14 protein-coding genes are annotated in these 20958 nt (G+C 70.1%); 3 read left to right on the top strand and 11 right to left on the bottom strand.

Going from position 1 to position 20958, the window contains the following annotated elements; all coding sequences use genetic code 11:
- Window positions 1-55: 55 nt before the first annotated feature.
- Window positions 56-994, bottom strand: coding sequence for a sigma-70 family RNA polymerase sigma factor (locus C1746_RS15990; RefSeq protein WP_162867843.1), 939 nt, complete (start codon window positions 992-994; stop codon window positions 56-58).
- A gap of 267 nt (window positions 995-1261) precedes the next feature.
- Here C1746_RS15990 and C1746_RS15985 point away from each other — a divergent pair, with 267 nt between their 5' ends.
- Both C1746_RS15985 and C1746_RS15980 read left to right on the top strand, forming a co-directional pair.
- Window positions 1262-1975 (top strand): phage holin family protein, encoded by a 714-nt coding sequence (locus C1746_RS15985; protein WP_116715777.1) that lies wholly within the window; start codon window positions 1262-1264, stop codon window positions 1973-1975.
- On the top strand, window positions 1972-2385 hold the full coding sequence (locus C1746_RS15980; RefSeq protein WP_116715776.1) for a DUF4235 domain-containing protein: 414 nt from the start codon (window positions 1972-1974) through the stop codon (window positions 2383-2385). The genes C1746_RS15985 and C1746_RS15980 overlap by 4 nt, the downstream gene beginning before the upstream one ends.
- A 222-nt stretch (window positions 2386-2607) precedes the next feature.
- Here C1746_RS15980 and C1746_RS15975 read toward each other — a convergent pair whose 3' ends face one another.
- The 3 genes from C1746_RS15975 to C1746_RS15965 are packed head-to-tail and all read right to left on the bottom strand — an operon-like array spanning window position 2608 to window position 6950.
- The gene (locus C1746_RS15975) at window positions 2608-3375 is read right to left on the bottom strand and encodes an SWIM zinc finger family protein (protein WP_116715775.1); all 768 of its coding nucleotides are present in this window, start codon (window positions 3373-3375) and stop codon (window positions 2608-2610) included.
- The gene (locus C1746_RS15970; RefSeq protein WP_116715774.1) at window positions 3372-6365 is read right to left on the bottom strand and encodes a DEAD/DEAH box helicase; all 2994 of its coding nucleotides are present in this window, start codon (window positions 6363-6365) and stop codon (window positions 3372-3374) included. The genes C1746_RS15975 and C1746_RS15970 overlap by 4 nt, the downstream gene beginning before the upstream one ends.
- Window positions 6366-6398: 33 nt before the next feature.
- A complete protein-coding gene (locus C1746_RS15965) occupies window positions 6399-6950 on the bottom strand; it encodes a hypothetical protein (protein ID WP_162867842.1) in 552 nt (183 codons plus the stop codon).
- Between the two features lie 106 nt (window positions 6951-7056).
- Here C1746_RS15965 and C1746_RS15960 point away from each other — a divergent pair, with 106 nt between their 5' ends.
- Window positions 7057-9333: a cell wall-binding repeat-containing protein gene (locus tag C1746_RS15960; protein ID WP_162867841.1), complete on the top strand. Its 2277-nt coding sequence runs from the start codon at window positions 7057-7059 to the stop codon at window positions 9331-9333.
- Window positions 9334-9363: 30 nt separating this feature from the next.
- Here the strand turns inward: C1746_RS15960 and leuD are convergent, their stop codons facing one another.
- The 7 genes from leuD to modB form a co-directional block, all read right to left on the bottom strand.
- Window positions 9364-9954 carry a 3-isopropylmalate dehydratase small subunit gene (leuD, locus tag C1746_RS15955; RefSeq protein WP_116715771.1) on the bottom strand — a complete coding sequence of 197 codons (591 nt, stop codon included), beginning with the start codon at window positions 9952-9954 and terminating at the stop codon, window positions 9364-9366.
- The gene (gene leuC / locus C1746_RS15950) at window positions 9951-11390 is read right to left on the bottom strand and encodes a 3-isopropylmalate dehydratase large subunit (RefSeq protein ID WP_116715770.1); all 1440 of its coding nucleotides are present in this window, start codon (window positions 11388-11390) and stop codon (window positions 9951-9953) included. The genes leuD and leuC overlap by 4 nt, the downstream gene beginning before the upstream one ends.
- On the bottom strand, window positions 11390-11587 hold the full coding sequence (locus tag C1746_RS15945) for a hypothetical protein (RefSeq protein WP_116715769.1): 198 nt from the start codon (window positions 11585-11587) through the stop codon (window positions 11390-11392). The genes leuC and C1746_RS15945 overlap by 1 nt, the downstream gene beginning before the upstream one ends.
- 295 nt (window positions 11588-11882) lie before the next feature.
- Window positions 11883-15218: a cell wall-binding repeat-containing protein gene (locus C1746_RS15940; RefSeq protein ID WP_162867840.1), complete on the bottom strand. Its 3336-nt coding sequence runs from the start codon at window positions 15216-15218 to the stop codon at window positions 11883-11885.
- Between the two features lie 363 nt (window positions 15219-15581).
- Window positions 15582-18683, bottom strand: a complete 3102-nt coding sequence (locus C1746_RS22565) for a cell wall-binding repeat-containing protein (protein ID WP_205711932.1) — start codon at window positions 18681-18683, stop codon at window positions 15582-15584.
- Window positions 18684-18829: 146 nt separating this feature from the next.
- On the bottom strand, window positions 18830-19942 hold the full coding sequence (locus C1746_RS15925; protein ID WP_116715767.1) for an ABC transporter ATP-binding protein: 1113 nt from the start codon (window positions 19940-19942) through the stop codon (window positions 18830-18832).
- A 109-nt stretch (window positions 19943-20051) separates the two neighbouring features.
- Window positions 20052-20958, bottom strand: a 907-nt coding sequence (gene modB, locus C1746_RS15920) for a molybdate ABC transporter permease subunit (protein ID WP_205711931.1), incomplete at its 5' end; no start/stop codon positions are given.

The following is a 20958-nucleotide window of genomic DNA, read 5'->3' as shown; positions in this document are numbered from 1 at the left end:
TGGCCGCCCCGCCACCTTGCGGGAGGCGACGCGGCGACCCTCTGCCGCCGCGGCCCTACGCGGCGGTGTCGCTGAGTGCGCGGCCGCGGGACGGGTGGCGCAGCTTCGAGAGCGCTCGTGCCTCCAGCTGCCGGATCCGCTCACGGGTCAGGCCGAAGTACCGGCCGACATCATCCAGCGTCCGGGCCTCGCCGTCCAGCAGGCCGAAGCGAAGCTCCAGGATGATCCGCTCGCGCTCGGGCAGGCCCGCCACGACGTCCAGCAGTTCCTGGCGCGCGAGGCCCTTCGCCGCAACCTCCATCGGGTCGTCGGCGTTGCGGTCTTCGATGAAGTCCCCGAGCTCGGCGTCGCCGTCCTCCCCGACGGGCGTCTCGAGCGACGTGGGGGTGCGCGCGTAGGTCAGCAGCTCCTCCACGGTCTCGACGTCCTCGCCGAGCTCCTCCGCCAGCTCTTCGATCTGAGGTTCCCGCCCCAGGGACTCCGCCAGGTCCCGCTGCATCGACAGTGCCCGCCGCACCCGCTCCATCATGTGCACGGGCAGCCGGATGGTCCGCCCCTTGTCCGCCACCCCGCGTCCCACCGCCTGCCGGATCCACCACGTCGCGTAGGTGGAGAACTTGTACCCCCGCCGGTAGTCGAACTTCTCGACGGCCCGCAAGAGCCCCAGATTGCCCTCCTGGATCAGGTCGAGCAGGGGCAGGCCCTGACCCTGGTACCGCTTCGCGACGCTGACCACCAGCCGGAGGTTCGCCTGGACCAGCCGCTCCTTGGCTCGCCGCCCGTCGCCTCGCACTCGGTGGAGCTGCCGGCGCCGCTTCATCGGCGGCTTGGCGTCCAGGAAGGTCGCCAGGACCCGCTCGGCCTCGAGACCGGCTTCGTACCGCTTGGCCAGATCGACTTCTTCCTCGGCTGTCAACAGCGCGGTGCGGGCCATCTCCCGCAGATACAGCTGCACGTGGTCGTGCAACGGCATTTCCTCGATGATCTGGGCCACGTTCTGGTCACCACTCCTTTGACGGACAGCTGGCTGCGGAAGAGCCGACGATCTTGCGCCACCGTAGGCGCATCAGGACTCGTCGGCCACGGATGGAGTGCCTCAGTTGCACCACCGAGAACATGAACGCAATCTGAACGCGGCTCATCACGTGAAGCTCACCATGACGGAGCCAGACCTGCGGATCAAGCCCCAATTTGATTGATTTGTGCAGGTCAGCCGCCTTGGGAAACCCGTCCGCGATCCGTCGACTACCCTGTGGAGCCCATGAGTTCGACCGAGACACCTACCGACCGCCCACCGGGAGTCGTGACCCCCCGCAGCGACGATCCTCCGCTCCGGCGTCTCGTCGGTCGTCGACCGGTCATCGGCGCTGCCCCGGCGGCCAAGACCGTCATCGACGACGTCCGGGCGCTGGTCAAGGCCGAGGTGGCACTGGCCAAGGCCGAGGTGGCCGACGGCGTCAAGTCCAAAGTCCTTGGTGCTGGCTTCTTCATCGGCGTCGCCGTCATCGGGTGGTTGGCCATCCAGGTGTTCCTGGTCTTCCTCGGATTCCTCTTCGCACTGTTCCTGCCGGGCTGGGCCGCCGTCGGCCTGGTGCTGCTGGTCCTGATCCTGATGATGGGGATCCTGGGCTTCCTCGGCTACCGCAAGCTCCAGGCCGAGGCCAACCTGGAGACCACCAAGCAGACGGTCACCGAGAGCCAGGAGGCTGCCACGGTTGCCGTGGCCCAGGCGCAGGAGCACTTCCAGGAGGGTGTCGAGGAGGCCAAGGCCGAGGTGAAGGTCGCCGCCGACGATGTGAAGAACCGGGTCCAGCGGAAGGTCGCCGAGTTGCGGGGTGAGCCACCTGCTCCGCCGCTGGCACCGCCGACCACGCCACCGACCAGCCCGACCGCAACGCCAGACGCGACGCCGGCCACGACCCAGGCGACCACACCCGTCACGACGACACCCGAGCAGTCAGAGAGCAGTCAATGAAGCCCGAGAAGGCGAACGACGAGTTGAGCAACCAGATCGCGGCCGTCGAGGCCGCGCGGAACAAGCTCGTCGCCGACATCGATGTCCTGGACCGTGAGGTCCGGTTGGAGGTGCTGTACCGCATGGAGAGCTTTGCCTGGAAGGCCGTAGCCGGCGTGTCCGCGGCCGTCGCGGGTCTTGCCGCGACGAAGGTGCTCGGCCAGGTGTGGGCCAAGCTGATCCCCGACACCACGCCGCCGGACGACCCGACCGACCCCAGCACCAGCGCCAAGGATGCGATCGTCTGGACCGCGCTCACGGGCCTTGGGGTCGGTGTGGCGACGGTGCTGGCCCAGCGTGCGGCGGCGTCGGGGTGGTCGAAGGCGACCGGCCACGTCCCCCCACCCTTCGAGGGCAAGGCCAAGCGCTGACGCCGTGAACCCGCACGGCTGCCGCTGCGTCCGGGTCGTTGCCCGGGCGGGGTGGGTGGACCTCGCAGGTCCTGGGCGTGTGAAGTCCACCCGCCAGGTCTGACAGGCAGAGGATCGCGCCCACGGCCGGTCCGAGCACCAGCTGTCCGGGCCTACTCCCATCCGGGCCTACTCCTCCCCTTCGGGCCTACTCCCATCCGGGCCTACTCCTCCCCTTCGGGCCTACTCCTCCTCAGCCGGCCGACCCTCGAGCAGGTCGACGGCGGCGTCCGCGCCGTCCGTCACCAGCGGTCCGAACAGGTCAGCGGGCGAGAGCGCCCCGGCCCACCCGTCGGGCTCCCCGAGCACGCGCAGGCCCGGCACGCTGAGCCGCGGCACGGTGACCCGTGGGATGGAGATGCTGTCCAGGGACGCGGAGGGCTGGGTCCACCCCCGCGGCGACACCTGCTCCACCGGCACACCCGCTGCGGCGGTGTCGTCCGAGGACCGGCGACGCCGGGCGATGTCACGCAGGATCCGGTCACGCCCCCTCCCCCGCAGCTGCAGCAGCGGGAAGGGCCCCGAGTCCAAGCGCACCCCGACGGCCTCCCAGACCGCGGCCCCGGCAACGGGGAACGGGTCCTCACCTGAATGACCGGCCGCCACGCTGATCTCGTCCCGGCGGGGGAAGAGCCGGACACCGGCCGCCTCGGCCTCCTCCTCCAGCCCCTCGGGGTGTTGCCCGGCCAGCAGCCGGGCGCTGTACCGGACGGTGGAGGCCAGCAGGTCCAGGACGATCTCCCACTCCTCCCGCGTCAGGGTGGGGATGCCGATCTCGACCAAGAACGGGGTGGCCCGGGAGCCCTGCACCCGCGCGCTGACCCGGCCGATGTCCAGCCGCACGTCGCTGACCCGACCCGACCGGTAGGTGGCCACGCCCTGTCGCACCCGTCGCTCGAGCTCGTGCCCACCGTCACCGAGGACCGCCCGCCAGCGCTCCGGCCAGGTCATGCTCCCACCTCCGCGGGTTCGCCCGAGGCCATGCCCCCGGGCTCATCCTGCTCCTGCCCATCCAGCTCCGGCGCATCGACCTCCTGCAGCGGCACGTCCGCGGACAGCTGGACCAGCTCGGCGAGGGCGGCGTCGTCCAGCTCGGTGATCCAGGTCTCCCCGCTGCCGACCACGGCGTCAGCCAGCGCGCGCTTGCGGTCGAGCATCTCGGCGATCCGCTCCTCGAGCGTCCCGGTCGTCACCAGCTTGTGGACCTCGACGGTGCGGTCCTGCCCGATCCGGTGTGCCCGGTCGGTCGCCTGGTCCTCCACCGCGGGGTTCCACCAGCGGTCGTAGTGGACGACGTGGGTCGCGGCCGTCAGGTTCAGGCCCGTCCCGCCCGCTCGTGTGGAGATCAGCAGGACCGGGGACCCCATCCCCTGCTGGAACTCGCTGACCATGCGGTCCCGCTGGCCCAGCGACAGACCGCCGTGGAGGAAGGGGACGGGGAGGCCGAGGTCGGCCTCCAGCTGCTCGCTGAGCAGATCCCCCATGCGCGTGAACTGGGTGAACACGAGCATCGCATCGCCGGCGTCGACGACGGCCTCGACGATCTCGCGGAGCAGCGCCAGCTTGCCGGATCGCCCGCCGATCGGCCCGTCCTGCTTGAGGTACTGGGCGGGATGGTTGGTGATCTGCTTGAGCGCAGTCAGCAGCGCCAGGATGCTCCCCCGGCGGCCGATCCCGTCGGTGGTGCCGAGCTTGGCCAGCGCCTCGTCGGTGGTCGTGGTGTACAGCTCCGCCTGCTCCGGGGTGAGCTGGCACATCACAGTCCGCTCGATCTTGTCGGGCAGGTCCTTCGCTACTTCGGGATCGTCCTTGGTCCGGCGCATGATGAAGGGGCTGACCAGCCGCCGCAGGCGCGCGGCGGCGTCGGCATCGTGACGAACCTCGACCGGGCCGACGAACCGCCGCGTGAACGTGCTCCGGGTTCCCATCAGTCCGCGGTTGGTCGCGTCCATGATCGCCCACAGCTCCGCCAGACGGTTCTCCAGCGGTGTGCCCGTCAGCGCGAAGACCGACCGGGCAGGCAACCGCCTGACCGCCTGGGCGGCCGCGGTGCTGGGGTTCTTGACCTGCTGCGCCTCGTCGAGCGCGACCACATCCCACGGGACCGTCTCGAGCAGGTCGATGTCCCGTCGCAGGGTGCCGTAGGAGGTGATGAGCACGCCGGAGAAGCCGTCCAGCTCCTCAGGCCGATCCGTCCCGTGGTGGCGGACGACCTCGAGGTCGGGCGCGAACCTGTGGACCTCCCGCTCCCAGTTGCCGACCACGGAGGTCGGGCAGACGACGATGAATGGGCCTGGCCGGCTGACCATCAAGCCGATCAGCTGGATGGTCTTGCCCAGCCCCATGGCGTCGGCCAGGACTGCGCCCATGCCGAGGTCGGCCATGCCGCGCAGCCACGACACACCGCGCCGCTGGTAGGGCCGCAGCTCACCGGTGAAGCCCGCGGGGGTCTCGGCGACCTCCTCCAGCGCCCCCGCCCCGCGGAGCGCGTCCATGAACGCACCCAGGGAGTCGTCCACCACCACGCGACCGGCAGCTGTGCCCTGCCCGAACCAGTCGTCGGAGGTGGTGCCGGCCAGCGCCAGCGCCAGTGCCTCAGCGCGGCCGATGGTCTCGCGATGGCCGCGCGCCTGGAGGGCCGCCCGGGTCTCGTCGTCGATCTTGACCCAGCGCCCGCCGTAGAAGCCGAGTGGGTCGTCGGCCTGCAACAGGACGTCGACCTCGGCGTCGGTCAGGACCCGGTCGTCCAGCGACACCTCCCAGACCGCTTCGACGGTGCCGTCCTCGGCGGAGTCAAGGCGGATCTGCGCGGCGATCCCGTCGTCGGCCAGGGTGCTCGGCAGCGTGACGTCGACGCCGGAGCCGGTGAGCAGCGGCGCGGCTTCGGCGATGAACTGCCAGGCCCGGTCGAGCGTCAAGCTGACGGTGTCCGGTCGCGCCTCGGTCAGGGCGGCGTCCAGTGGCGGGAACACGCGGGCGGCACGAGAGAGGCCGGCCAACAGCGCCTCGGTCAGGCCCGTGTCGTCGGACTCCCACACCTCGTCGGCCGCGTGGACCACATCCTCCTCGTCGCGGATGGAGAAGGCGAGGGTCCACAGGCCCCCGGTCTCCTCCGGCGAGGCGAGCTCGAGCACCAGGGCGGCGTCGGAGTCGGTCCGCGCCTGCCACCCTTCGATGGCTGCGGCGAGGTCGGGGCCCTGCTGCTTGAGCGGCACCACCGGGTTGTCGGGGTCGCTGAGCGCCTCGGACCAGCGTGTCGTCCACGGCAGCAGCCGCTCGCGAGGCCGACCGGACGGCGCCGGGGCATGCCGCCTGATGACGGTGTCGACCACCGCGTCCATGAAGTCGCCCAGCAGGTGCCGCGGGTCAGCGGTGTGATCGGTGTCCACCGCGGTCGCGGAGGCAGCCGGCGGGGCGACCTCCGCCAGCCGGTCGACGGCCCCGGCCAGCGCCGCATCAGCATCCAGGTCCACGCGCCACAACCCGGTGATCGTCTGGCCGGTGTCCCCCTCGCTGTAGATCTCGGCCAGTTCGCGCTCGTCGTCGGTGAGATCGTCGGTGTCGTCTGGACCCTCAGGCCCGTCGGGAACGAGCGAGTGCAGGTGCGGCATGACGCGGTGGGAGGCCAGGGCTGACAGAGCCATCCGCGCTGCCAGGCCGTAGGTGCGCACGGAGGCAACGATCTGGCGGTCGTGGGCTGCCAGCATCAACGCCTCGAGCGCATCGTCGACCGCGACCGACAGGACCTTCAGGGTCTGGGTGGCGACCTGCTCGCCGTGGGGCACGCCCAGCAGCGCGGTGTCCGGCGTGTAGTCGGTGATGCCGAGGTGGTCGAGCAGGAACTCCCCGGTGGCCAGATCGTCCTCCGCGCCGGCGTACACCAGGAGGCGACCACGGTGTGGCCTGGCTGCGTCGGGACGGAACGTGAGTTGTGGTCGCATCAAAAAGGTGACCGACCACCCTATCGCTCCGTTCTAGTTCTCGTCAGCGCCGAGGGAGTCCAGAAGGGCACGAACGGCGTCCGCGGGGACCGTCCGGCCGTCCCCGGCGGAGAGCAGATCGCGCAGAGCCTGCACCATGGCCCGTCGCTCGACGCTGACCAGCGGCTTGCGCCGGGTCGGCTGGACCTCGGGGCGTTCGGATGGCGGCTCGGGCTCTGGACCGAACAGCACCTCCTGGGAGGTCGACGGGCCGGACGAGCGTCGGTCGAACTCCGCCACCCCGACCCCGGCGAGATGGGCCGCCCACCAGGTGAGCCCACGGTCCCACCGGGTTCCTGGCGGACGGCGGGTGGGCACCCGACCGTTGAACGCCACATCGCAGACGACGCGAGCGACCAGGTCCTCCACGAAGGGGTCCGCGGCGTGGTCTGCCTTGAGCCGGTCCATCACGCCGACGTCGGCGTCGCTGCCGTACAACTGCTGGGCGATCTCGGAGAGCACCGGTCGGGACCGCTGCAGCCAGGTCCAGGCGTGCGCAGGCACCTTCGCCCGGGGGGCCTGAGGACGTGGCTGAGGGGAGGCCATGCCGCAATCGTCGCACGGATGCTGGGCGAGGGCGAGCATCACCGGCCCGGCGGGCGTGCGGGACGGCTTGTGGTCGACCTCCGCAGAGACCAGACTGGCCCGCACGATGAGCATCACGGGGAGCCAGACCACTCGGTTCGCGACCGCGTTGGCGGTGACCCTGCTGCTGGTGGTGGCAGCGTTGGTGGCTCCGGCCGCCGGCCAGGCGCCGGACGATGACGGTAGCGGTGGCACGAGCACCGACGCCCCGACCGGGACCACCACCATCGACGCTGCCGCCTATGGCACCGCCGCCGAGTTGAGCGTCGCCATCTCGCGTGAACTGCCCGCGGACGCAGACGTGACGGAGGTGCTGATCGCCCGGGACGACGACTTCGCCGACGCACTGGCCTCCGGGGGCATGCAGGGGACCCGGCCGCTCCTGCTCGTTCCGGGCCAGGAGTCCCTGCCCCGGGTCGTTGCCGACGAGATCTCCCGCCTCGGCGTGGACCGTGCCGTCGTCCTCGGCGGCACCGCCGCCGTCGGCGAGCAGATCGTGGCCGACCTGGGCGCGATGGATGTCCAGGTCGAGCGGGTCTTCGGTCCGGATCGGATCTCGACGGCCGTGGAGATCGCCGGCCACATGGGCGCCTCGGACACCGTCATCCTGGCGCGTGCCTACGGGTCGACAGACAACCCCACGCAGGCCTTCGCCGATGCGCTGGCCGCCGGGGCGATGGGGGCCGAGACGGGTTGGCCGATTCTGCTGACCGACTCGGGGGTGCTGTCCAGTCGGACGCGCGAGCTGATCGCCGACGGTGTGGAGCAGGTCTACATCGTCGGCGGCACCGCGGCGGTCGGCAGCGCGGTTGAGGACCAGGTGGAGGAGTTGTCGGCCGCCACCCGGATCGCCGGCCCCAACCGGTTCGGCACCGCGGTCGAGATCGCCAAGACCACTGCCGAGGTCGTGGCTGACACCACCTCGGACAGCGGCTGGACCTTGATCGAGGGGACTCGCGAGGGAGCCTGGACGGCTGGCTTCGCCGTGGCGTCGGTGGCGGCTGCCCGCAACTCACCGGTCCTGCTGGCGACCCCGGACGCGCTGCCGACCGAGACGGAGGCCCATCTGATCGAGAGCCGCACGCCGGACCGGGACCAGCCGATCATCTGCATCGTGTCGGCCGAGACCTGTGAGCTGGGCCGGCGAGGCGCGGGGTTGCCGCCAGCGCCGATCGTCCAGGTCCGACCTGGCAACGGCGCCACGGTCGACGCTGGCGCGAACGTCCTGATCGCCGTCGATCCGATCGACCTGGCGTCCCGCCGAACTCTCGAGGTCGACGGGTGTCTGGCAGCGGCAACCGACGACGGGACCGGCGCGGTGGAGATCGACGACGGAGGCAACGTCGTCCTGCAGGTGCCGCCATACGGCACGCGGGAGTTCTGCGACTCCACACTGCGGGTCACGTTCGCCAACGGTGAATCCACGACGGTCAGCCGCAGCTGGGTTCGGCCCGACGGACTGGACTCCGGCGACCCGAATCCTGGTACCGACCCCAGCGCCAACCCGCCGGGCGGGACGGTTGCCGTCCACGTCGTCCCCGTCGTCACCGATCTGCGGCCCGTGCCGTACCCGGTCGTCCTGCGCTCGGCGACCTCCTGTGACCGCTATCCGGCCGCGGGCGGCCCGAGCAACCGGGTCGTCCTCGCGGGACAACTGCCGCTGGACGCGGCAACCGGTCAAGCGGTGGCCGTCGCGCCGTGGAGCACGATGCGAGCCTCCGAGGAGGTGGAGGCCACCGCGACGTGCACGATCTCGCTCTCCGCCGACTCCGACGGCGTGACCATCACCACCTGGGCCATGCACCCGGCGGACGACCCGACGACGGTCCTGGCCACGGGTTCCGGCCCGGAGATCACCGCCGACATCGCCGCGCTCGGCACCGACCACGACCCGTTGCAGGTGACCGCAGCCGTGCAGGTGGCGGAGACCGCCGCGATCGACACCAGCTGGCCGGCACCGGCCAGAGACACGATCCGGGTCTGGAAGCGCGACGCGCTGGCGCGGGTCTTCTGCCTCAACGGTGCTGATGAGACGGCGGCCGTCTACCTCGATCTGCCGGCGGGCACGACGTGCACGGTCTCAGGCGTCGCGGGCTCCCCCAACGCACTCGTGATGGCGCTCGGCGTGCCCCTGACCGTGCGGTCACAGACCCGTGTCGACGCCGTCCGTGATCGCGGTCCGATCGCCGTCTGGGGCGACACCGCGGAGGTTCCAGCGGCCGACGAGCCGCCGCCATCGGACGACGATCCGCCACCGCTGCCGCCCGGTGACGACTGCCCCGGCTTCCCCGAGGATCCCACGTACAACCCGGGGATCGACATCATCCCCGACTGCCCCCGGTGAGCGCGGGCGGCGCTCCGCCGCTGACGCAGGTCAGGAGCGGGTCACCGGCATGAACGACGGCCGTGCCGCCTCGAAGGCCGCGATCTCGGCGTCCCGTTCCAGCGTCAGCCCGATCTGGTCGAGCCCGTTGGTGAGCATGTGCTTGGTGTGGGCGTCGAAGTCGAAGTCCTGGTCGATCTCCCCGGCCGTCACGTTCTGGATGGGCAGGTCGACGACGCACTCGGTGTCCGGTTCCTCCGTCGCAAGGTCGGCGAGGGCACGACAGACCTTCTCCGGCAACTCCACGCAGAGCAGCCCGATCTTCGCGCAGTTGGACTTGAAGATGTCGGCGAAGCTGGGGGCGAGGATGGCGTCGAAGCCGTACTGGTGAAGTCCCCACGGTGCGTGCTCCCGGCTGGAGCCCGACCCGAAGTTGGGGCCGGTGACCAGGATCGTGGCTCCCTGGTGCTGGGGCGCGTTCAGGACGAAGTCGGGGTCCTGCCGCCAGTCGAAGAAGACGAACTCGCCGAAGCCGGTCCGTTCGATCCGCTTCAGGAACTGCTTGGGCATGATCTGGTCGGTGTCGACGTCGGCACGGTCCAGGGGCATCATCGTCCCCTGCACGACGGTGACCGGCGTCACGAGGTCTCCTCCCCTGCCGCGCTGCCGTCGGCCGCCACGAGGTCGCGCACGTCGACGAAGTGGCCAGCGACCGCTGCGGCGGCCGCCATCTCGGGGCTGACCAGGTGGGTGCGGCCGTCCTTGCCCTGCCGACCCTCGAAGTTCCGGTTGGAGGTGGAGGCAGCCCGCTCCCCCGGCGCCAGGGTGTCGGGGTTCATCCCGAGGCACATCGAGCAGCCCGGCTCGCGCCACTCGAACCCGGCGTCGGTGAAGACGACGTCCAACCCCTCCGCCTCGGCCTGCATCTTCACCGGGTAAGAGCCCGGGACCACCATGCCGCGAACCCCGTCGGCGATGGTCTTGCCCTGCAGGATGCGGGCGGCGCTGCGCAGGTCGCTGATGCGGCCGTTCGTGCAGGACCCGATGAAGATCCGGTCAGGCCGGATGTCGGTGATCGGAGTCCCGGCCTCCAGTCCCATGTACGCCAAGGCCCGCTGGGTCTGCTCGGCGTCTTCGGTCTGATCCGGGTAGGGCACGGCCCCGGTGACTGGCACGCTCATGTCGGGTGTCGTGCCCCAGGTCACCGTCGGGATCAGCTGCGTCGCGTCGAAGCTGACCACGGTGTCGAACTCGGCGTCGTCATCGGTGACGAGCTCTCGCCAGGACTCCAGTGCGGCGTCCCAGTCGGAGCCCTGTGGCGCGTGCGGTCGCCCCTTCAGGTAGGCGTAGGTCGTCTCGTCCGGCGCGATCAGGCCGGCACGAGCGCCCGCCTCGATGGTCATGTTGCACACGGTCATGCGCTCGTCCATCGAGAGGGCCTCGATCGCGTCGCCGCGGTACTCGATGATGTGGCCGATCCCGCCGTCCACGCCGATCTGTCCGATGATGGCGAGGATGAGGTCCTTGGCCGTCGTGCCCGGCGGCAGGTCGCCCTCGACCTCGATGGCCATCATCTTCGGCTTGGCCTGTGTCAACGTCTGGGTGGCCAGGACGTGCTCGATCTCGCTGGTGCCGATCCCGAAGGCCAGCGCTCCGAAGGCGCCGTGGGTCGCGGTGTGCGAGTCGCCGCAGACGATCGTCGTCCCCGGCTGGGTGACGCCCATCTCGGGGCCGATCATGTGGACGATGCCCTGCTGCCTCGACTGCATGTTGAACAGTCGGATGCCGAAGTCGTCGCAGTTGGCTTGGAGGACGTCCATCTGCTTCTTCGACAGCTCGTCGGTGACGGGCAGCGAGCGGTCCGTGGTGGGCACGTTGTGGTCCATCGTGGCCAACGTGAGATCGGGACGGCGAACATCGCGACCCGCCAGACGCAGCCCTTCGAAGGCCTGCGGTGACGTCACCTCGTGGACCAGGTGAAGATCGATGTAGAGCAGGGATGGTGCACCCGGGTCGGCAGCCGTGTCCTCGCCGACGACGTGGCGGTCCCAGATCTTGGTGGCGAGGGTTCGCCCCATCAGGCGTTCCAGCGGGAGCCCACGGCCATGCGGTCTCCGATGGCTCCGGCGACCTTGACCTCCTCGGTCTTGGTGAGCTGGAATGTGATGTCGGTCTCCCCGGTCGACTCGGCGATGGCGGCCGCGACACGGGCCACCAGCTCCGCCTCTTCGGCGGGAGTCTGGTCAGGGGGAACGGTGAGCTTGATCGTTGTCATCGGGTGACACCTTGCCTGCGGTGATGTGGGAAGGTCGGATGTCCGTGGGGAATCCGGTGTAAAGGGTGACGCATGACGGGTGCAAAAGCCAACGTCGGCATCGAAATGTTCATCGGCTGATCCGGCGCCCGATGTGAGGCGTATCGAACGGTCAGGTACCCGACACCCCATCGCTGGCGAGACCGTGGACGGATGGACCGGACAGCCGACGGGCCGCCCCCGGTGGAAGGGACGGCCCGTCGAAGGTCACAGCCTAGCTGCTGGTGTCACGGCCGGATGTGGGCCTGACCTGGACTCAGCCGCCGCCGAGGGCGGCTTCGATGTCGTCCTCGACCTGGGCCGACAACGCCAACTCACCACCCAACAACAACGTCCGCTCGATCGTGCCGGTGTTGGCCTCCAGATAGCGGCCGACCACACCAGGCAACCCGTCAGGGGTGCTGAACAGCATCGGCCCCGGACCCAGCCGCGGGTTGCCGACCACCGACGAGCCCGACAACGCATCCGCAAAGTCCACCGTGGTGGCAATACCAACCGCCACCGGACCCTCGAAGAACGTCTCGGCCACGATCACCGACAACGTCGGATCATCCGCCGCGTCGGCGCCCACGCTCTCCGCCTGGGGGTAGGCCGCGGCCGCAGCCGCACCAATCGTGGTCACCGACGAGGTGTCGGTCACCATCGCCTCCAGATACGCCGCGGTCTCTGGCGCCACATCACTGCCGGAGGTCAACAGCACCGCCGCATCGACCTGGCCGCCGTCCTGGGCGAAGTCGCTGTCACCAGCAACCACCGCCGCCGCACCAGCCAGGATCGAGGGGTGGAAGTCCCCACCATCAGCCAACAACACGTTGTCCGGACTGGCCAACCCATCGGTAGCAATCGCCACCGCCGTGCCGAACCGGTTCTCACCGCCGTAGCGGACCGTGTCATAACCCAGCTCCTTGAGCCGGTCATCAACCTGCGGCTCGATGGCATCCACACCACCCAGCAGCACCACCGTCCCGGCCCCGCCGGTCACGCGCTCGATCTCAGCCTGCGTCGGCGTCGACAACACGTTGGGCTGGGTCAACAGCAAGGGCGCATCCAGCTCCACCGCCAGCGGTGCACCAGCCTGGGCATCGGGGAACAGATCCGACCGGGCCAACACGACTGTGTCGGTCGAGGAGTCGGGGAAGGCCGACTGGGAGCCCAGCACCGCGGTCTCCAGACGGGTCGGACCACCCACACGATCGGGCATGTCCGGATCACCCGGGCCCGGGTTGGGCGGATCGGTCGGATCGACCGGATCAACCGGCTCAACGGTGAACTCCACCGCACCCCGATCACACGCCTCCAACTGCGGCCGCACCGTCCCGACCTGATCCGGGAAGCCCACCGTGCAGTCCAGCTCGGCCAGCGCCGACTGGGCGTCGGCATCCGGCGCCACCGGAACATCGATCCCCGTGTCGATCGCGGAGTGACCCTCGGGCAGCGGCCGAACCGGTACATCCGCCGCCGGGTTGGGGAGCAGAGCGTCGTCGACCTGGTTCTCAGCATCACCGGTGGTGGTGAACCCACAGGACTCATCACCCGCAGAGTTCCCACCCCAGCTGACTGCCGAGGTGATGAACTCGACGCCGCCCTGCTTGTCCTGCGGGAACTGGACGCCGGAGCAGGCCAACGAGTCGTCCTCGGACTGGATCAGGGTGTTCCACACGCTCACCTCAGGTGTGCCCTCGGTGAAGATGCCGTGAGCCACGCCTTCGCTCTCGTCAACCTCCCCCAGGAGCTCGACTGTGGGCTCCAGGGAGTTGGTCTCGTTGTCGACGATGGTCACGTGGCCGATCGCCAAGCGGACCAGCGACCGGGCAGGGTCGGGGCCCTCGAGCCCGAAGAAGCCGCTGCCGACGCAGTCGAAGCTGAGGTCACACGCGGCGATCGCCGCGCCGAACTCGCCGACGTTGCCGTCGAAGGTCGAGTTGTAGATGCCGACCTCGTAGGGCGCTGGATCAGGCTGCGGGATGGGCTCGCCGTCGAAGTCCGAGTCGAAACCGCCGCTCACGTAGAGTCCCGCCCCCACGCGGGGACCCGGTCCGCCCCCGGCGAACACGCCGGCCGCCCCCGGGATCGGTGAGAAGTCGAAGCCCGTCAGGCTGTTGTCCTGCACCGTGCTGTTCTCGATCACGGCCTGCAGGGGTTCCGGCTCCTCCATCCGTCGTTCCGGGAACTGCAGCAGCGATATCCCGGCGCCGCCCTGCGCCGCCTCGTTGGCGGTCACGTCAGAGTTGGACAGCAACATCGGGGTGTTGATCGCTGCGATCCCGCCGCCGCTGAGGATCGCGTTGCCCGGGAACCCGTCGAAGCGTGGTTCGGGCTCGTCGAACTCAGCTGGCACGTTGCCCGCGACAGTCGAGTCGATGACGCGCAACTCCTCACCGAAGAACACGTCGATGCCGCCGCCGGTGCCGAAGCCGGCCACCGTGTTGTTCGACACCGACGAGCTCTCGACGATCACTAACGCTTCTGGTTCTTCGGGGCCACCGGCGAACTCGTCACCTGGTGTCGGGAAGAAGATCGGACCGGCAGCAATACCGCCGCCGCCGCTGCCGCCGATCCCGTCGAAGTCAGCGGCACCGGTGTTGAAGGGGATCCGTCCGAGGAAGAACTCGGAGGATCCTGCCGTGTTCCCGTCGATCGTGCTGTCCGTGGCAGTCAGGTCGCTGTTGGTGGCGATGCCTCCGCCGGTCCGGAACGCCGTGTTGGTCGACACCGACGCGTCGTCGAGGTCGATGAGGCTTCCACGGTCGCCTCCGACGCCGCCGCCGGTACCGAAGCCGGAGGTGCCAGCGAATTCGCGGCGCTCGCGGATCAGGCCGGCCTGGTTTTCAGTGATCTCCGACCCACCGGTCGCGGTGAGGGTCGCCAGCTCGCGGAGGAACACGCCACCGCCAGCGGTCTCCGCCAGGTTCTGGGTCACCACCGCCCCCTGGTCCAGGACCAGACTGCTGCCCTCGTGGACCAGGTAGCCGCCGCCAAAGTCACGCAAGCCACCGCTGACGGTCAAACCGTTCACGGTCAGCGTCGCGGGCAGAGCCTCGCCGTTGCCGTTGAGTTCGGGGCTGTTGAAGCAGTTGACGAAGCCCTCGCCAACCGTGAACACGCCGCCCTCCTCGTAGAAGCCGATGCCGTTGATGCCGGTGAACACGCCACATGGGCCGCCGAGGCCGGTGAAGTTGTCCGGGATGCCATTGCTGCCGGCCTGGATGGTCACGCCGTCACCGTTGATGACGGTGTCGGTCAGCACGTCCAGGGATGTCCGGCTCGCGTCGGGGAAGCTCTGGGTGTCGAACGGCTCGGCGTCGATCGTGATCAGCGACACGCCGTCGAGGAAGTTGATCTCGTCGGCGCCGTCGGAGCTCGGGGTCCCGTTCGCCAGATGGACCGCGTCACGAATCGAGCAATCCGTACTCGGGTCGGTGTCCGTGCAGTTCGCGGCCTGCGTCGGCCCGTCGTTGAAGCTGTCGTCGTCGAGGCTGACGTAGTACACGCCGGGCACACCAGCCGCAGCAGGTGCTGCCGCGAACGCCAGCAACCCGGCGATCAGAGCGAGGACGGCGACGAGCGCCACCCGTCTGGGGAGGACATACATGGACTGGCTCCTTGTTGTGTTGTCAGGCGTGGGACTGCGTGGAGGCGGTCGCGGAGGCTGCGTGATGGTCCGGGTCGCGGTCGGACATGACCTCATCGGCTGTCCCACACGGCGGCGCGGGCACGCCATCAGGGCATCCCCCTCGGACGTCGCGCGTGTGATCCCTCAAATCCCTCAAGTTCCTTACCGATGCAGCTCCGTGACCGGAGTGCCGATAGCGTACTCACGGATCTCACTCTGCGTCAAACAGCTCCGGACGCTGCTCAGCTCGTGTGACACACGGTGATGGTGCATCCTGCCTGTTGAGGGGTGTCCGTGCCCGGCCGTTGAGGGAGCGGCCGGACACGGACAGGCTTCACATCGTCAGGGGGCGGTCAGTGCCGCCTCGACCTGATCCGCCACATCCTCGGTCAGCGCCGCCGTTCCACCGAGGAGCAGCGAGCGCTCGACGCCGTCGGCAACCGAGGTGATGTAGGCGGTGACGACCGCTGGCAGACCGTCGGGCTGGCTGAACAACATCGGGCCTGGTCCGTAGCGGGGAGAGCCAACGATGGAGGAGCCACTCAGCGCGTCCGCGAATGCCGCCGTGGTGGCCACGCCGAAGGCCCGTGGTGCCGTGAAGAACGACTCGGCCACCTCCACCGACAACGCCGGATCATCGGCGGCGTCGCCACCGACGTTCGGTGCCGTCGGCATCGCCGTCCGGGCCGCCGCCCCGATCGTGGTCACTGACGGCGAGGCGGCCGTCAGATAGGCCGCAGTCTCGGGTGCCATGTCCCCGCCGGAGGTGAGCAGGACCGCCGTGTCGACCTGCCCGCCCGACGCTCCGATCGTGCTGTCTCCGGCCACGACCGCGGCCGCACCGGCCACGATCGAGGGATGAAAGTCTCCGCCATCGGCCAGCAGCACGCCGTCCGGTGAGCCGAGCCCCTGCTCGGCAATCGCCACGGCCGTGCCGAAGCGGTTCAGCCCGCCGTACCGGGTGGTGGTGTACCCGAGCTGGGAGAGCCGGTCGGCCACCACCTGGTTGATCGCGACCTCACCACCGAGCAGCACCACGTTCCCAGCGGCCTGCAGGACCCGGCGGATCTCCGCCTCCGTCGGTGTCGACAGCACGTCCGGCTGGGTCAACAGCAGCGGAGCACCGCGCTCGACGGCCAGGGGCGCACCAGCCTGCGCGTCGGGGAACAGATCCGAGCGGGCCAGGACCACCGTGTCGACCGAGGAATCCAGGAACAGTGCCTGCGAGCCCAGGACGGCCGTCTCGAGGCGGGTCGGACCGCCAACCCGGTCTGGCCGGTTCGGGTCGCCCGGCATCGGCGGCGGATCAGGATCCGGGTCGGGGTCGGGATCCGGGTCGGGGTCGTACTCCACCGCGCCGCGGTCGCAGCCCTCACCGATCGGCCGGAGGGTGCCCACCTGGTCGGCCAGCCCCTCGCAGCTGATCTCTCCGGCGAAGGCAGCGGTGCCCGTGGGGGCGACCGGGCTAGAGATGCCGGCGTCGATCGCGGAGTGTCCCTCCGGCAACGGCCGGACCGGTGGCGGGCCGTCGTCCTGCAGCAGCGGGTCGTCGGTCTGGGATTGGACGTCCCCGGTGTTGGTCAGTTCGCAGGAGTCGTCGTTCGCGCTGTTGCCGCCGAAGCTTCGGATCGCCGGATCGCTGCTCTCGGGATCGTCGCCGGACGGCAGCGCACACGCCAGTCCTTCCCCTTGGATCAGTGTGTTCCAGGGTCGGAACTCCGTGTTTCCGGCGCCATAGAGGGCGTGGCTCGAGGGGGGTGCGTCCGGTGGCGGCGCAGTCAGCTCGAGAATGGTGTTGTCGACGATGGTGGTGTGGAACAGCGCCACTGACACCTCGCTCGGGGGCGGATCCTCACCGCCGAGGGACCGCAGTTCCGGGCGAGGAGACCGCTGTTGCGCGACGGCGGCGATGGCCGCGCCGGTGGGGGCGACGTTGCGGTCCAGCGTGGAGTTGATGATCGTGGCGAAGACCTGTCCTGCGTCGGCCACCAGCGACAGACCACCGCCGGACGTCGGGGGTGCCTCGCCGAGGAACTCAGGACCGGTGTCAGCGGGCGGCTCCACCAGCGTATTGCCCGCGATGGTGGTGTCGCGGACGCTCACGTCCATCCTCGGCACCTCACCCGGCTCGATGGGACCAGTCGGGATCTGGAATCCACCGACGCCACCGGCCAGAAAGGTGGCCTCGTTGTCGGCGATGGTCGACGACTCGATCGTGGTGGGTGAGCTGAACGCCGCCACGCCCCCGCCGAAGAGCGGTGCGGTCTGCGTGGTGGGCGAGGGCCCCGTACCTCCTGCTGGCGCGACACCGTTGCCGCTGATGCTGCTTCCCGTCACCTCCAGAGCGGTCAATGACACGGCGAGCACCCCACCGCCGAACTGGGAGACCGCCGAGTTCCCGCCGATCAGCGAGTCGATGACCTGCAGGCTGCGCGGGCTCGCCGGCTCGCTGGTGAGGGGGGCGACGGTGATGCCACCGCCACCGTCGAGGAAACCACCGCCCAGGAAGCGGGGCTTGTCCTCCCCGGGCCGGGCAACGATGTTGGCTACGACCTGGCTGCGCGCAAGCGTCACCTCCCCGTCGACCAGCATCCCACCCCCGCTGATGAACGCCACGTTCCCGCGGACGTCGGTGTCCTGCACATCGACGACGGCACCGCTGCTGCCCCCGATGGCGCCGCCGCCATCCGCCAGGTTGTCCTCGAACAGCACGTCGCCGCGGGTGCGGAGGGTTGCCATGCCCTCGAGGAACACGCCACCACCGAGGTCGGCCGCGTTGTCCAGCACCCTGGCGCGCTGGTCCAGCACGAGCTCGTTGGGGGACCAGACCAGGTATCCGCCGCCGGCGCCAGCGTTGCCGTCGCGAACCGTCAGCCCGTTGACGGTGAGGGTGATGCCTGCACCTCCGGTGAAGGCCGTCTCGTCGCACGGGTCCGCCCCGACCGTGAAGATGCCACCCTCGGATTCGCTGAAGCCGGAGAACGCAACCGGGCAGGGATCACCGGGACCGCCGGTGAACCGGGCCGGGGACCCGAGGAGTCGAACCGTCACGCCGGCCCCGTTGATGACGAGGTCCTCCAGCACGTCCAGGGAACCGGTCGACGCGTCAGCGGGGTCCCCGGATGGCGGGATGGTGAGGACGACGTCGGTCACGCCGTCGAGGAACTCGATCGTCTGCAGGTCGGGGGCCAGGTTGGCCAGCACCACTGCGTTGCGGAGGGTGCACTCCCCCTCGCTGCCGTCCTCGCTCTCGCAGGCTGCCGGGTCCAGCACACCGGCCGCGCGCGGCATGGCCCCGCCATCGGCCTGGCTGTTGACGTACAGGGTAGGGGCGACCTCGGGCTGGGCCGACGCCGGTGGGGGCACCGCCAGCAGGGTCGCCGCTGCCAGCACCAGTGCCAGTGCGACGGTCGAGAGAACGCGGCCTGGGCACGAGATGCTCATAGGACCCTCAATCCTTCTTCGGAGCGGATGCAGCGGCCCCAACCCTCATGTCGGGCGCCCGTTGAGCTTGACGGTAGGACAGGCCGAGCGTGCCCGTCAATGGTCTCCACGCCGACCGGGTGGGCCTGTTTGCTCTGTGTTGACGGTCACGCTCGGTACACGGCGACTTCGGAGGCCTTGAACGACACCCAGACCGCTCCGCCGCCGGCCAGGTCGAGGTCAGCAACGGCCTGTGCGGTGACCTCCGCAACGATGGGCGGCGTCCCCTCCACCTCCACGCGGACGCGGTCTCCGGCAAACTCGACCTGGCCCAGGTGACCCCGCCAGATGTTGCGCGGCGAGCCGGCCGGCTCGGCGCGATGCAGGGACACCGACCGGGGGTGCACCGCGGCCAGGACGCTCTCCTCCCCCGTCGCATCCCGCGGGGCCTCGCGGTCGGTCCGCCCCGCCAGGCCGGTGTTGGGGCCGGGCACGTGGATGGTGCCGCCGTCGGCGAGGTCGACCTGCGATCCAGTCCGGTGCCCGCGGAACAGGTTGAGCCCGACCAGTTGGGCGATCCACTCCGAGCGCGGCCGTCGGGCCACGTCAGCGGGGCTGCCCGTCTGCGTGACCCGGCCCTCCTCGAGCACGACGATCTGGTCGGCGAGGGCCAGCGCCTCCAGCGGCTCGTGGGTGACCATCAGCACCGGGCCGTCGAACGCGGCGAGGTGTGTCCGCAGCACCCGGCGGGCGTCCGCCCTCGACTCGGCATCCAGGGCGGCCAGGGGCTCGTCCAGCAGCAGACAGGCAGGGTCACTGGCCAGCGCCCGGGCGACCGCCACCCGCTGCTGCTGACCGCCGGAGAGGCTGGTCGGCTTCTTGCCGGCCTGCTCCGCCAGCCCGAAGGTGTCCAGCCACTCGAGCGCCCGTCGCCGCGAATCGGCCCTGGTCTGGCGTCGGCCTGTTCGTGGCCCGAAGACGACGTTGTCGAGCACCGACATGTGGGTGAAGAGCCGGTAGGACTGGAAGACGACGCCGATGTCGCGCGCGGCGGGCGGCAGCTGGACGTCGCGGGCGGTGTCGACGAGGGTTCGGGCACCGATCTGGATGGCGCCGGCATCGGGGGACAGCAGGCCGGCGATGAGGTGGAGGAGGGTGGACTTGCCGGCGCCGTTGGGTCCGACGATGGCGACGACCTCACCGGGCTGGACCTGGAGGCCGATGTCGAGATCGAGGTCGCCGCGTCGGAGTGTGACGGCGAGCTGGAGCTGTCCACTCATCCTGCGAGCCTGAGGGTCGGGTCCCGTCGCGCCGTCCGATTGGTGCACGATCGGGGCCTAACCGATGCATAGGCCGGCTTCTGCACGATCGTGCGAGATGGTCTGGCGGTCATCGCCCGCCTCCGAGATAGCGGCCTCGCATCGCCACGAGGACCACCACGCTCACCAGGAGCAGGACCAGGCTGAGGAGGTAGGCCCCGCCCGGATCGGACTGCAGCAGCTGGAAGACGGCCAGCGGCATCGTCTGGGTCCGTCCCTCGAAGTTGCCGGCGAACGTGATCGTGGCCCCGAACTCACCGAGGGCGCGCGCCCACGCGAGGGCCATGCCGGCGGCGAGGGCCGGTGCGATCTGCGGGAGGGTGATCCGTCGGTAGATGGTCCAACGAGAGGCGCCGAGGGTCTCGGCGGCCTGCTCGACGCGCCGGTCGGCCTGTCGGAGGCCGGCTTCCACGGTGACCACCAGGAAGGGCATCGCGACGAAGGTGGCGGCCAGGACCGCGCCGGCCGTGGTGAACGGGAGGGTGACCCCCGTTGCCCGTTCGAGTGGGCTGCCGAGCAGGCCGTTGCGGCCGAAGGCGAGGAGGAGGGCGACCCCGCCGACGACCGGCGGCAGGACCATGGGGAGGACGGCCACGGCCCGCAGGATCGCCTTGCCGGGGAAGTCACGTCGGGCGAAGAGCCAGGCGAGGGGCACGCCGAGCACGGTGGCGATGACCAGACTCAGCGTCGAGGTGACCAGGGAGAGTCGGGTGGCGGCCAGCAGCTGGGGCTGGCGGAGCAGGTCCGGCAGGCGCTCGAGGGGTGCGGCGACGATGAGGCCGACGAGCGGGATCATGAACAGGGCAAGGCCGAGGATGGCCAAGCCGGAGAGGACCACGCTGGTCTCGGCCGCTCCGTCGCTGGCGCGCCGGCGGGCGACGTCGGGGAGCGTGGCCGACGGGGTGGGGAACCTGACCGACCCGTGGGGAACCTGACCGACCCGTGGGGAACCTGACCGACCCGTGGGGAACCTGACC

The sequence above is a fragment of the Euzebya tangerina genome (genome assembly GCF_003074135.1).
GTDB lineage: Bacteria > Actinomycetota > Nitriliruptoria > Euzebyales > Euzebyaceae > Euzebya > Euzebya tangerina.
The sequence above is the reverse complement of the archived record's forward strand: the minus strand, read 5'-3'. Positions and strand labels throughout refer to the sequence as shown.

Excerpts from the sequence above, each read along its gene's own strand:
- C1746_RS15985 (WP_116715777.1), top strand. The coding sequence starts at position 1,262 with ATGAGTTCGACCGAGACACCTACCGACCGCCCACCGGGAGTCGTGACC.
- C1746_RS15980 (WP_116715776.1), top strand. The coding sequence starts at position 1,972 with ATGAAGCCCGAGAAGGCGAACGACGAGTTGAGCAACCAGATCGCGGCC.
- C1746_RS15975 (WP_116715775.1), bottom strand. The coding sequence starts at position 3,375 with ATGACCTGGCCGGAGCGCTGGCGGGCGGTCCTCGGTGACGGTGGGCAC.
- C1746_RS15970 (WP_116715774.1), bottom strand. The coding sequence starts at position 6,365 with ATGCGACCACAACTCACGTTCCGTCCCGACGCAGCCAGGCCACACCGT.
- C1746_RS15965 (WP_162867842.1), bottom strand. The coding sequence starts at position 6,950 with ATGGCCTCCCCTCAGCCACGTCCTCAGGCCCCCCGGGCGAAGGTGCCT.
- C1746_RS15960 (WP_162867841.1), top strand. The coding sequence starts at position 7,057 with ATGAGCATCACGGGGAGCCAGACCACTCGGTTCGCGACCGCGTTGGCG.
- leuC (WP_116715770.1), bottom strand. The coding sequence starts at position 11,390 with ATGGGGCGAACCCTCGCCACCAAGATCTGGGACCGCCACGTCGTCGGC.
- C1746_RS15945 (WP_116715769.1), bottom strand. The coding sequence starts at position 11,587 with ATGACAACGATCAAGCTCACCGTTCCCCCTGACCAGACTCCCGCCGAA.
- C1746_RS15940 (WP_162867840.1), bottom strand. The coding sequence starts at position 15,218 with ATGTATGTCCTCCCCAGACGGGTGGCGCTCGTCGCCGTCCTCGCTCTG.
- C1746_RS22565 (WP_205711932.1), bottom strand. The coding sequence starts at position 18,683 with ATGAGCATCTCGTGCCCAGGCCGCGTTCTCTCGACCGTCGCACTGGCA.
- C1746_RS15925 (WP_116715767.1), bottom strand. The coding sequence starts at position 19,942 with ATGAGTGGACAGCTCCAGCTCGCCGTCACACTCCGACGCGGCGACCTC.